Consider the following 12,028-nt stretch of genomic DNA (forward strand, 5'->3'; position numbering starts at 1 on the left):
TAACAGGTGGATCATTGACATTGTCTACGCAGCGATCAAAGATCGTCGGACGGCAGGCTCATGGTTGGGGAGGTGGATCCAAGCAGGATAAAGGCACCCGGATGTTGAGAGGTGTTGTAAGTGGCGACGCTCGTCGCCGGGACCGGAAGGGAAGGAGAAGATGGGTAAACGCGGCAACGGCGAGGGCAGCATCAGCCGTCGCAAGAACGGCACCTGGCGCGCCGAGTACACCGTGTACACGGCCGAGGGGCGCAAGCGGAAGACGCTGTACGGCAAGACGCGCAGGGAGGTGGCGGAGAAGCTGGCGAAGGCGATAGCGGACCGCAATGGCGGCATCGTGTACGACGCCGGGAAGCTGACCGTCGGCGAGTACCTGGATCGCTGGCTTTCGGACTCCGTGCGGGACACGGTGAGGCAGCGCACCTACGAGCGGTACGAGTCCATAGTCCGGGTGCACATCAAGCCCACGCTGGGGCGGATCAAACTGAAGACCCTCGCTCCGGCGCATGTCCGGGGCCTCTACCGGGAGAAGCTGGGCGCCGGACTCTCGCCCCGCACCGTCCAGTACATCCACGTCACGCTCCACAAGGCGCTCAAGCAGGCCGTGAGGGACGAGCTGATACCCCGCAACGCGTCCGAGGCCATAAAGGCGCCGAGGCCCACCAAGAAAGAGATACGGCCCCTGTCTCCCGACCAGGCCCGCGCCTTCCTCGACGCCGCGCGCGGCGACCGCTTCGAGACCCTGTACGTGCTCGCCGTGCACTGTGGTTTGCGGGAGGGCGAGTTGCTGGGGCTCAAGTGGGAGGACGTGGACCTCGACGCCGGCACGCTCGCCGTGCGCCGCACGCTCTCGGAGACGCGAACGGGGCACCGTTTCGAAGCCCCCAAGAACGGCAAGGGGCGCCGCATCAAGCTCACCACCGGGGCTATGAAGGCGCTCAGGCGCCATCGCAAAGCGCAGCTGGAGGAGCGTCTGCGGGCGGCGGGGCTGTGGGAGGATCACGGGCTCGTCTTCCCCAACCAGGTCGGCAAGACCATGAACGCCAAGAACCTCACTGCCCGCTCCTTCAAGCAGATCCTGGAGCGCGCCGGACTTCCCCGCACCGTGCGCGTGCACGACCTCCGGCACACCTGCGCCACCATACTTCTTAAGGTGGGCCAGCACCCCAAGTACGTCCAGGAACTCCTCGGGCATGCCAACATCGGCATCACGCTCGACACCTACTCCCACGTGCTCCCCGGCATGGGCGACGGTCTGGCGGACGCGATGGACGACGCTTTGGGATAACGGGTTGCGGTACGGTTGCGGTAAATAGCCCCCGACGTCGAACCGGGGGCTTCTCTGTTGTTTGCGTTTCACCTGCAAATCAAGGCTTCTCGAAGCGCGCCCGGCAGGATTCGAACCTGCGACCGGCGGATTAGAAGTCCGCTGCTCTGTCCCCTGAGCTACGGGCGCAAGAGCGGGTGAGGGGAATCGAACCCCCATCGCCAGCTTGGAAGGCTGGAGCTCTGCCATTGAGCTACACCCGCACGGGTGGCGCCCCCTGTGTCGGGGCGAGAGGATTTGAACCTCCGACCCCCTGCTCCCAAAGCAGGTGCGCTACCAGGCTGCGCCACGCCCCGCCAAAGCCGCCACCTAGTATAACAAACGCACCGGCACGTCCAGATCCCTCAGGTACGCTGCAGGGCCGAGGCCGGTGTGACTACTTCTATGCTCTCCTCAAGGAAGCGACTGCCCAGCCTGGCGAACTCCTCCGGGTCGGCGCTGCAAACGTAGACCGACCTGCCGAAGTCCTCCAGATTGCGCGGCCGACGCAGATAACCTCTGCGAGAGAGGATGTTCCTCACCTCCAGCGCCGTCTGCCCGGCAGAGGAGATGAGACGGACCTCCGGTCCCAGGATCCGGTTTATGGTCGCGGAGATGAGCGGGTAATGGGTACACCCCAGGATGACCGCATCCACGCGGCGACGGATCAGGGGCTCCAGATATCCCCGGGCGACCTCCTCCAGCTCCGGACCGTCCACGATGCCACGCTCTATCATGGGGACGAACTCGGGAGCAGCCTGTTCGTACACCTCTATCCCTGCATCCAACGCGTGGATCGCCCTCCGGTAGGCTCCGCTCTCCGCCGTGAGTTTGGTGGCGAGCACACCCACCCTCCGGTTGCGCGTGTCGAGCACCGCTGCCCTCGCCCCGGGTTCTATGACGCCCACTATCGGAACCTCGAAGCTGGCCTGCAGATCCTTCAGGGCCGCCGCAGCAGCCGTGTTGCAGGCGATGACGACCAGCTTGACGTTCAACCCGACCAGGTACTCCACGATCTCGAAGGCGAAGCCCCTGACCTCCGCAGGATCGCGCGGCCCGTAGGGGACCCTGGCGGTATCCCCGAAGTAGATGGTGTGCTCGTAAGGCAGCCGGTCTCTGATGTCCGAGAGAACGGTAAGCCCCCCTACCCCGGAGTCGAAAACGCCTATAGGTCTCGGATCGCTCACGAGGCTGGATTATAGCCGCTGGGATGGCGCTTTTTCCCTCACACGAGAAAAACGAAAGGCCCGCCTTCTGGCGGGCCTCGAGAGTGGAGGCGGCGGGAGTCGAACCCGCGTCCGGAAGCGCGCCGTCCGTGAGATTGTACGAGCGTCGCACCCGCCTTCGTTTTTGCCTCACTCTGCGAGGGCGGGGCGCCGCAGAGGGGCTAGCCCTCCTGAGTTTCCCCCGTCAGCCCCGGGCCAGAGCCGAACGAGGTAAGCCCGCTAAGCTGACACCGGATACCGGGCCGCGGGCCGCCCGGTCCGATGGGCTGCGTCAGTATTCTTTACGCAGCCAGCGCCATCTCCGGTTCGTCGTTGGCGTGTATTTTTAGGTGCCGGCGTTTAACGAGTCTCCGGCGAACTCGGCTCGTCTCACAGGACGCTGTCCGCTCCCGTCGAAGCCAGACTCGCCCCCATCGACGACGTCTATTCTACCACCGATGAGACCTCTATCAACGCCTCAGGCGCTCCTTCATCGCCCGTTCGATCTCCCTCTGGGCGCTCTTGCGGGCGATCTCGCGCCGCTTGTCGTAGAGCTTCTTGCGGCTGGCGACGGCGAGTTCGATCTTGATCCTGCCGTTTTTCGTGTAGAGCCGCAGGGGGATGAGCGTCTTGCCCTGTTCGTTGAGTTTGCCGGCGAGGCGGTCTATCTCCTTCCTGTGCAGCAGCAGCTTGCGCTCGCGGGTCGGGTTCTGATAGACGTGGGTGGCGTTCTGGTACGGCGAGATGTGCGCCCCGAGCAAAAACACCTCACCGTCCCTGACCCGGGCGTAGCTCTCGCGCAGGTTGGCCCGCCCGGCGCGAACGGATTTGACCTCCGGACCGGTCAGCTGGATTCCGGCCTCGTAGGTCTCCTCTATGTCGAAGTCGTGCGTGGCTTTTTTGTTGCGTGCAAGGTCGGTCACAGTCTCTTCACCACCCTCAGCTCGGCCCGCTGGTAGAGCGGGAAGACGTCGAGCAGTTCCACGAGGACCCGGTCTCCCACCCTGTACGAGGCCCCTATCTCGTCGTTGGAGAGTACCACACCACTCTCGTCCAGCTCCCACCATCCAGGGAGCTTGCTCACGTGCACGAGCCCCGTGGCCCCGCTCTCGAGCTCTACGAAGAGGCCGAACGAGGTCGTGCTCACGACCACACCCTCGAAGGTCTCTCCCACACGGTCGCGCATCAGCCACATCAGGGTGTACTCGTCCGCGGTGCGCTCGCAGATCATGCTGCGGAACTCCCTCTCGGAGATGTGCTCGGCGATCTCCCACAAATCCTCTCCCGATCTCCCGCATCCGAAGAGCGCCCGGTGGACCAGGATGTCCGCGTAGCGCCGGATCGGGGAGGTAAAGTGCGTGTAGTTCTCGAGCGCGAGCCCGAAATGCCCGACGTTCGACGGCGAGTAGTACGCCCGGGGCAATGAGCGCAGGATCAGATACCCCACGGCCCCGGACTTGGCCTTCTGGGCTATGACGCTCAGGTTCTCCGGCGACGGTTCATCGGCCAACCCTATCGCATCCAGCTGACGCCCGAGTTCCTCCAGTGCCTGTGCCTCCGGCCGCTCGTGAACCCGGAAGATCCCACCGGGACGGTCTATGATCTCCATCGCCACCTGCTCGTTGGCGAGGATCATGAGCTCCTCGATGAGCTCGCGGGCGGGGCTCGCCCCCCTCATCCTCGCGGAGATCGGCACCCCATCATCGTCGAGCTCGTACTCCGGCTCCCTGCTCTCGAGCTCGAGTTTGCCCCGGACGGCGGCGCGGGTCTTCAGCCGACGTGCAAGCTCGTGCGCCTCGGTGACGAGCCGCGGCTGCTCGATCCGGCCCTCTCCCCGCAGGAAGGCATCCACTCCCTCATACGTGAGACGGGCGTCGCTCGCTATCCTGCTGCGGTAGATGCGACTCTCGCGTACAGCCCCGGAGTGGTCCAGGTCCATCTCGACCGTCACGGCGGCCCGCTCGGCACCGGGGACGAGCGAGCAAACGTCCGCGGAGAGCCGTGCCGGGAGCATCGGCGCGACGCGGCCCGGCAGATAGACGGAATTGCCCCGCCGCGCGGCCTCCAGGTCGAGCGCCCCCTCGGGGTCGACGTAGTGCGTCACGTCGGCGATGTGTACCCACACCCTGTAGCCGTCGGAGGTACGCTCCACCGAGATGGCATCGTCGAAATCCATCGCGTCTTCACCGTCTATGGTGACGGTCGGCAGGGCTCGGAGGTCCTTCCTGCGTTCCGAGAAACCTCGTCCGGCCACCTTCTCGGCCTCCTCCTCGACCCGGCGTGGGAAGCGGGGCGAGGTCCCGATGGAGGCGAACAGAGCCTCGTAGACGTTGCGCGGATCCTCCGAAGTCCCGATGACCCGCACGACCTCACCTCGCAGCGAACGCCTGGTCTCGTGGACGTCGACGAGTACGAGGTCCCCGGCCTCGGCCCCGCGCCGGGCCCGGCGCGCGACCAGGACTGGCCGTCGCTCCTCGACGAAGAGCGGGTCGGCGATAGAATACTTCCCCCTTCTGACGAGGACCGCAGGCAGTATCACAGGTCCTCCTCAGAAACCAATCCAGCGTACCTCACGGGCTGAGTCTAACATGACGGACCACACCGGGACTCCGGCCCGAAGCCAAAACAGCGTGCCCGCGGCCCCAAGCACGCAGAGGCCCCGTTGGGCCCGCCGGCCCAAGAGGATGGTTTCAGACCTTGAGGAACCGCCGCACGGAGAGGTAGCTCCCGGCAGCACCTATGATACAACCGAAACCCACCACGACGCCGAGCACCTGGAGCGGATCCACGTAACCCGCGGAGATAGGGAAGAAAGGCAGCGCGTGATGCGACCAACCGACGAAGGCTCTGTTGGCCAGCAGCACGACCACGGCCCCGATGACGGCACCGGTCAGGGACTGCAGCAACCCCTCTATGACGAAAGGTGTCCTCACGAACCCGTCCGAGGCCCCCACCAGCTTCATCACCTCTATCTCTTTGCGCCGGGCGAAGATCGAAAGCCTTATGGCGTTCGAGACCAGAAGGACGCTCGCCAGAAGGAAGAGCCCGGTGGTCAGCCGGAGCGCCCAGATCACGTATCCCGCAACCCGGTCGAGCCGGCGAACCGTCTGCTGAGGATAACTGAGGTCCGAAGAAGAGAAACCCTCGCTCTTGAGCCGCGCGGCGACCCCGGGGGCGGCGGAAGATTTCTTCAGCGTGATCTCGAGTGAGGCCGGAAGAAAGTCGCTACCGAGCCCCCTGTAGACCCGCGGGTTGTCCGAGAACCTCTTCTTGAACCGCTCGTAGGCCTCCTTCTTCGTAACAAGGCGAACCTTCTCGACCTCCGGGTAACCCGCCACGGTCCGGCGCACATCCTCCATCTTCTGCTTCGAGACCCCCTGGGGGAAGAAGGCGTCTATCGTCACCCCACGCTGCAGGGACTCCACGAGCCCCTTGACGTGCGCCCCGAAGAGCAACGCCCCACCGAGCGCCACGGCGCAGATGAAAGTCGTCACCGTCGCGGTCAGGCTCATGAGCAGGTTGGCCCGGATGCCCCCGAAGGCCTCGCGCAGGAAGAAACCCAGGTTTCTACTCACCGGCGTACGCCCCCTTCAGCTGGTCTCGCACGACCCGCCCGTCCTCCAGAGCTATCACCCGCCGGCGCATCGCATCGACCATCTCCCTGTCGTGGGTCGCCACCAGGACCGTGGTGCCGATGCGGTTTATCCGCTCCAGAAGCCGCATCAGCCCCCGGCTCGTCTCGGGGTCCAGGTTCCCGGTGGGCTCGTCGGCGACCAGCACCGGCGGGGAGGAGACCAGCGCCCGGGCTATCGAGACGCGCTGCTGCTCCCCCCCGGAGAGCTCCGCCGGATACTTGTCCTTCTTGGTGGTGAGCCCCACGAGGTCGAGCATCTGGGGAACCTTGGTGCGTATGGCACGCCTGCGGTGTCCGGTGACCTCCATCGCGTAGGCCACGTTCTCCGCCGCCGTCTTGTTGGGGAGCAGCTTGAAATCCTGGAAGACGCACCCGATGCTCCTGCGATGGCGCGGGATACCCCTCCGCGGGATCCCGGAGAGCTTCACCCCCCGCACGTATATCTCCCCCCGCGTGGGTTCCACCTCCTTGAGGAGCAGGCGCACGACCGTGGACTTCCCGGAACCGCTCGCCCCCACCAGGAAGACGAACTCGCCTTCGCCTATCTCGAAGCTCACGTCGTCCAGCGCGAGGGTGTCCCTGCCGTAGAACTTGGTGACGCTGTCGAACCGGATCATCATCCTCCCAACGCGAGCTCCGGCGAGGTTCCGAGCTGAACGGCGGAGTCCCCCCTCCGAAAACTCCGCCGGACAAGGGCGAAAGATAGCAGCAAAGCGCGCCGCTATCAACCGGAGGGGATGGTGATGGTCCCACGCAAGACGGCGCGGCCCGTCCTCACTTCGACCCCGTCGAACCGGATGGGGAACGGGAGGTTCCGGATCGGGTAGAAGAAAGAGATACCGGAGAGGATGGCGTCGTTCACCACCCGCGGCAACGAGAGCCCGAACGCGGAGACCCGCGTCGGGGAGAAGACTATCCCTCCATCGCGCACCGCGACCGAGCCTACGACCGACACGGGGACCGAAACCCCGGCCAGCACGGCTTCGCTCCCGATCTCGACCCTCCCCGGCCTGAGGGCGAGGCTCTTGATCGAGACGGCCCTCACCTCGGAGACGGCCATCCGCTTCACCTCATCCTCGGAGAGCGTGATCTTAACGCTCCCCTTCATGGGTTCCCTGCTCACGAGGCGACCGGAGACCAGGCTCCTGAGCACATCCAGCTCGAACGACCCCAGCCGCACCCTGATCCGGCGGGTGTGGATGTTGCCGAAAGCGGCCCCCTCCATCTCTATCGTGCCGGAGGAGAATCTCCCGCCGAGCATGGCGTACGGGGGATCGCTGCGCAGTTTTACCCTGGGAGGCTCGCTCAGGCCCATCCTGGCCTGCAAATCCCGGCTCACCACCCCATCGACCAGCCCCGGAAGGTACGTGTAGGGCCCCGCGGCGATCGCCCCGGCGAGCACCAGCAGGACGAGGATGACCGCGCGGCGGACCCTGCGTCCCTTCCTTACGCCCGTATCAAACAGCGGCCGTACGGCTCTTCAGGTAAGCGTAGATGAAGTCGTCTATCTCCCCGTCCAGCACCCGCTCCACGTCCCCTCTCTCGAGCCCCGTGCGATGGTCCTTGACCATCTTGTAGGGGTGCAGGACGTACGAGCGTATCTGAGAGCCCCACTCGATATCCGCCTTCTCGCCGCTCTGGGCGGCTATCTCACGCTCCCTCTTCTCGCGTTCGAGCTCGAGCAGCCTCGCTTTGAGCACCCGCATCGCCGTCTCCCGGTTCTGGTGCTGGCTGCGCTCGTTCTGGCACTGGACGACGATCCCGGTCGGAAGATGCGTGATGCGCACCGCCGAGTCCGTCTTGTTCACGTGCTGCCCGCCCGCCCCCGAGGACCGGTAGGTGTCTACCTTGAGATCTTTCTCGTCGATGTCCAGCTCGACCTCGCCCTCCACCGCCGGCGCGACCGCCACCGAGGCGAAGCTCGTGTGCCGCCTGCGGCTCGCGTCGAAGGGGCTTATGCGCACGAGCCGGTGTACGCCCCTCTCGGCCGAGAGCAGCCCGAAGACGAACTCCCCCCTGACCGTGAAGGTCGCGCTCTTTATGCCGGCCTCTTCCCCTTCGGTGTACTCTATGACCTCGAGATCGAAGCCACGCCGCTCGGCCCACCGGCGGTACATCCGGGCGAGCATCTCCGCCCAGTCCTGCGAGTCGACCCCCCCAGCGCCGGAGTTTATCGTGAGGATGGCATCTCCCTCGTCGTACTCCCCGGAGAAGAGCTGCGCCACCTCCTGCTCCTCCAGTACCTGCTCAACCCGCCTCAGCTCGCCCGAGACCTCCGCCAGAAACTCCCCATCCTCCTCGCCGGCGAGCTCCAGCAACTCCCCGGCATCGGAGAGCCTCCTGCGCAGATCATCTAGGAGTTCGAGACGGTCCTGGATCCTGGAGAAACGCGACGAGATCTCACGCGCCCGTCCGGGATCGTCCCAGAAATCGGGCCGGTTCATCTCACGGGCGAGCCTCCCGGCCTCCTCGCGCATCTCCCCGACGTCGAAGTACCCCTCCAGGTCGGAGAGCCGCGCTTCGAGCTCCGCCAGCTTCTCTTCGGCCTCAGGCATCAGCCTTCCACCCTCAGCGGCGGCGCTCCGGGCATGCCGTGACACTTCTTGTACTTCTTGCCGGATCCGCAGGGGCACGGGTCGTTGCGTCCGATCTTCTGCTCCGCGCGCCTCGGGCTCCTCTGCTGCGGGGCTGCGGGTTCCTCCTCTCCACCTCCGCTGTAGGAGAGCTGCTCGAGGTCGGACTCGGTTACCTGCACGTTCTCGACCCGGTAGATGTAGGTGACGTAGTCTTCCTTGAGAGCCCGCTCCATCTGGCGGAACAGCTCGTAGCCCTCGCGCTTGTACTCGACCAGCGGGTCGCGCTGCCCGAGACCGCGCCAGCCGATCCCTTCCCGCAGATAATCCATGTCGTAGAGGTGCTCGCGCCAGCGCTGGTCGACGATCGAGAGCAGCGTCCTGCGCTCGGCTTCCTCGAAGCTGTCTATGCCGTCGGCGCGCTCGAGCCCGAGCCGCTCGAGCTCGGCCGTACGCTCCTCCCACTCCCGCTTGCGCTCTTCGAGCCGCTCCCGGGCATCGGCGAGCACCAGCTCGCGCAGATCCTCCGTCGTGGCCTCCTCGGGGTCCAGGACCCCGAAGTCCACCGAGACCGGATAGAAGCGCCGGAGCTCGCGCTCGAGCCCCTCGAGATCCCAGTCCTCCGGGTAGGAGTTGGCCGGGGCGTGAGACTCTATGACGTCCGAGAGCACCTCCTCGACGTAGCCCATCGTGTCGACCTCGCCGCCCATCAGGATCTCACGGCGGATCGCGTAGATCACCTCGCGCTGCTTGTTGAGCACGTCGTCGTACTCGAGGATGCGCTTGCGCGCCTGGAAGTTCTGGCTCTCGACCTGCTCCTGCGCCCGCCGCACCGAGCCGGAGACCATCCCGGCCTCGAGCGGCACGTCCTCCTCGAGCCCGATGCGGCTTATGATGTTCTGCATCCGCTCGCCCCCGAAGAGCCTGAGGAGGTCGTCCTCGAAGGAGAGGTAGAACCGCGACTCTCCGGGGTCACCCTGGCGTCCGGAGCGCCCCCGGAGCTGGTCGTCTATCCGGCGCGCCTCGTGCCGCTCGGTGCCGAGCACGTAGAGGCCGCCGAGGTTGACCACCTTCAAAGACTCGAGCGTGCGCCCCTCGAGCATCTCCCGTTCGATCGTCGGGTACTTCTGCATGATCTCCTGCGCGAGGCGCTCGTGCTCTTCGGTCCACTCCTCGGTCCCCTCCTCGGAACCGCCGAGCTTTATGTCGGTGCCGCGCCCGGCCATGTTGGTGGCTATCGTCACCGCGCCGAGCTTCCCGGCCTCGGCGATGATCTCGGCCTCCCGCTCGTGGTGCTTGGCGTTGAGCACGTTGTGCGGGATGCCCCGCTGCTTGAGCAGCTTCGAGAGGTGCTCGGAGACCTCGACGGAGACGGTGCCGACGAGGACCGGCTGCCCCTTTTTGTGCCGCTCGACGATGTCCTCCACGACCGCCTTGTACTTGGCCTTCTTTGTCTTGTAGACGAGGTCGTCCTTGTCCACCCGGATCATCGGACGGTGGGTCGGGATCGAGGCGACCTCCATCTTGTAGATGTGCATGAACTCGTCGGCCTCGGTCGCGGCCGTGCCGGTCATACCGGCGAGCTTCTCGTACTGGCGGAAGTAGTTCTGGATGGTTATCGTGGCGACCGTCTGGTTCTCTTCCTTGATCGGAACGCCCTCTTTGGCCTCTATGGCCTGGTGCAGCCCCTCGGAGTAGCGCCGGCCCTCCAGGATGCGCCCGGTGAACTCGTCGACGATGAGGACCTCCCCGTCGCGGACGATGTACTCGTCGTCGCGCTTGAAAAGGGTGTGCGCCCGGAGGGCCTGCTGCAGGTGGTTGACCAGATTGGCATTCACGTCGTCGTAGAGGTTGTCTATCCCGAGCGCCTTCTCGACCTTCGCGACCCCCTGCTCGGTCGGGGCGACCTGCTGCTTCTTCTCGTCCACCTCGTAGTCCTCACCCTCCTTGAGGGTGGGGACGATCGCGGCGAACCTGTAGTAGGTGTCGGCGGCGCTCTCGGGCACCCCGCTTATGATGAGGGGGGTGCGGGCCTCGTCGATCAGGATGGAGTCCACCTCGTCGACGATGGCGTACTTGAGCTCGCGCTGCACGAGCTGATCGGGCGAGGTCGCGAGGTTGTCCCTCAGGTAGTCGAAGCCGAACTGGGTGTTGGTCCCGTAGGTGACGTCGGCGGCGTAGGCTTCCTTGCGCTCGTCGAAGTCCATCCACTCCTGGATCACCCCGACCCTGAGCCCGAGGAACTCGTAGAGGGGCCCCATCCATTCTGCATCGCGCCGGGCGAGGTAGTCGTTGACGGTCACAAGGTGCACGCCCTCGCCGGTGAGCGCGTTGAGATAGACTGGCATCGTCGCGGCGAGCGTCTTCCCCTCGCCGGTCTTCATCTCGGCGATCTTGCCCTGGTGCAGTACGATACCGCCCATCACCTGCACGTCGAACGGCCTCATCCCGAGCGTCCTCTTGGCGGCCTCCCGCACCACGGCGAAAGCCTCGTAGAGGAGGTCGTCGAGCGTCTCGCCCTCCGCGAGACGCTCGCGGAACTCGTCGGTCTTCGACCGCAGCTCCTCGTCGGTGAGCTTCTCGAGGGACGGTTCGAGCGCGGAGATCTCCTCCACGTCCCGCCAGAGGGCCTTCACCTTGCGGCCCTCGCCCATCCTCAGTATCTTCGTCAAGAGATTCGCCACGTCGCCTTACACCTCGCCGGAAGCTTTCGAGCCAGAGCTTATTTTATCGCGCGGGCTCGATGAGGCCGTAGTTCCCGTCGCGCCGCCGGTAGACCACGTTTATCTCCCCGGTCTCGGCGCTGGTGAACACGTAGAAGTCGTGGTCCAGCAGCTCCATCTGCAGCGCCGCCTCCTCGGGGCTCATCGGCTTCATCTGAAACTGCTTGGTCCTGACTATTTTAGCCTCTATCTCGTCTTCGTCCTGCGGGACCTTCGCCTCCTCCTGAGGCTTCTGGGATCCCCCCTTCTTGATCTGACCGTGCCAGCGGTCGATCTGCCTTCCCCTGTAGCGCCTGACCTGCCGCTCGAGCTTGTCGCTCATCAAATCTATCGAGGCGTACATGTCCGGGGAGGCACCCCGGGCCCTGAGCACGGCCCCGTTTATGAAGAGCGTCGTCTCCGCCACCTCCGGCTCGGGTATCGACGGGTTGCGCTCGTGGATGAGCTCGACCTCGGCCCGCGCCGCGCTGCGCTCGTCGTCGAAGAACTTGCTCAGGCGGGAGACCTTCTCCCGGGCGTAGTCCTCGAGTGCCTCCGTGACGGAGATGTTGCGCCCCTTGATCGTTATCTCCACCTGCTCCCTCCTT

General features: G+C 65.3%; 10 protein-coding genes, 3 tRNA genes and 1 other RNA gene. 1 reads left to right on the forward strand and 13 read right to left on the reverse strand.

From position 1 onward, the window contains the following. Positions 1-160 precede the first annotated feature (160 nt). Positions 161-1,288: a site-specific integrase gene (locus AC6EKW_RS04605; RefSeq protein ID WP_132689179.1), complete on the forward strand. Its 1,128-nt coding sequence runs from the start codon at positions 161-163 to the stop codon at positions 1,286-1,288. Between the two features lie 95 nt (positions 1,289-1,383). On the opposite strand, the gene AC6EKW_RS04610 is transcribed toward AC6EKW_RS04605, so the two are convergent. The 13 genes from AC6EKW_RS04610 to hpf all read right to left on the reverse strand — a co-directional run bounded on the left by AC6EKW_RS04610 (position 1,384) and on the right by hpf (position 12,015). Then, positions 1,384-1,456, reverse strand: a tRNA-Arg gene (locus tag AC6EKW_RS04610). A 3-nt stretch (positions 1,457-1,459) separates the two neighbouring features. Beyond that, a tRNA-Gly gene (locus AC6EKW_RS04615) sits at positions 1,460-1,530 on the reverse strand. 19 nt (positions 1,531-1,549) lie between these two features. Then, positions 1,550-1,623 (reverse strand) — tRNA-Pro (locus tag AC6EKW_RS04620). A gap of 48 nt (positions 1,624-1,671) precedes the next feature. After that, positions 1,672-2,493 carry a glutamate racemase gene (gene murI, locus AC6EKW_RS04625; protein ID WP_273887477.1) on the reverse strand — a complete coding sequence of 274 codons (822 nt, stop codon included), beginning with the start codon at positions 2,491-2,493 and terminating at the stop codon, positions 1,672-1,674. 81 nt (positions 2,494-2,574) lie between these two features. Beyond that, positions 2,575-2,944: a transfer-messenger RNA gene (gene ssrA, locus AC6EKW_RS04630) on the reverse strand. A gap of 37 nt (positions 2,945-2,981) precedes the next feature. Next, a complete protein-coding gene (gene smpB, locus AC6EKW_RS04635; protein ID WP_498513802.1) occupies positions 2,982-3,434 on the reverse strand; it encodes an SsrA-binding protein SmpB in 453 nt (150 codons plus the stop codon). Further along, positions 3,431-5,050: a ribonuclease R family protein gene (locus AC6EKW_RS04640; RefSeq protein ID WP_273887475.1), complete on the reverse strand. Its 1,620-nt coding sequence runs from the start codon at positions 5,048-5,050 to the stop codon at positions 3,431-3,433. Before AC6EKW_RS04640 ends, smpB begins: the two co-directional genes overlap by 4 nt. Positions 5,051-5,201: 151 nt before the next feature. Then, positions 5,202-6,086: a cell division protein FtsX gene (locus AC6EKW_RS04645; RefSeq protein WP_273887474.1), complete on the reverse strand. Its 885-nt coding sequence runs from the start codon at positions 6,084-6,086 to the stop codon at positions 5,202-5,204. Next, positions 6,079-6,762 carry a cell division ATP-binding protein FtsE gene (gene ftsE / locus AC6EKW_RS04650; protein WP_273887473.1) on the reverse strand — a complete coding sequence of 228 codons (684 nt, stop codon included), beginning with the start codon at positions 6,760-6,762 and terminating at the stop codon, positions 6,079-6,081. The genes AC6EKW_RS04645 and ftsE overlap by 8 nt, the downstream gene beginning before the upstream one ends. A 107-nt stretch (positions 6,763-6,869) precedes the next feature. Then, the gene (locus AC6EKW_RS04655) at positions 6,870-7,547 is read right to left on the reverse strand and encodes an LmeA family phospholipid-binding protein (protein ID WP_498513803.1); all 678 of its coding nucleotides are present in this window, start codon (positions 7,545-7,547) and stop codon (positions 6,870-6,872) included. 55 nt (positions 7,548-7,602) lie between these two features. Next, positions 7,603-8,700, reverse strand: a complete 1,098-nt coding sequence (gene prfB, locus AC6EKW_RS04660) for a peptide chain release factor 2 (RefSeq protein ID WP_273887471.1) — start codon at positions 8,698-8,700, stop codon at positions 7,603-7,605. Continuing rightward, positions 8,700-11,390, reverse strand: coding sequence for a preprotein translocase subunit SecA (gene secA, locus AC6EKW_RS04665; protein ID WP_273887470.1), 2,691 nt, complete (start codon positions 11,388-11,390; stop codon positions 8,700-8,702). The genes prfB and secA overlap by 1 nt, the downstream gene beginning before the upstream one ends. A 55-nt stretch (positions 11,391-11,445) precedes the next feature. After that, on the reverse strand, positions 11,446-12,015 hold the full coding sequence (gene hpf, locus AC6EKW_RS04670; protein ID WP_273887469.1) for a ribosome hibernation-promoting factor, HPF/YfiA family: 570 nt from the start codon (positions 12,013-12,015) through the stop codon (positions 11,446-11,448). Positions 12,016-12,028 lie beyond the last annotated feature (13 nt).

The organism is Rubrobacter sp. M3-4 (assembly GCF_059772285.1).

Bases quoted from the DNA above. Each gene is read 5' to 3' on its own strand.
- AC6EKW_RS04605 (WP_132689179.1), top strand. From the start codon at position 161: ATGGGTAAACGCGGCAACGGCGAGGGCAGCATCAGCCGTCGCAAGAAC.
- ftsE (WP_273887473.1), bottom strand. From the start codon at position 6,762: ATGATCCGGTTCGACAGCGTCACCAAGTTCTACGGCAGGGACACCCTC.
- prfB (WP_273887471.1), bottom strand. From the start codon at position 8,700: ATGCCTGAGGCCGAAGAGAAGCTGGCGGAGCTCGAAGCGCGGCTCTCC.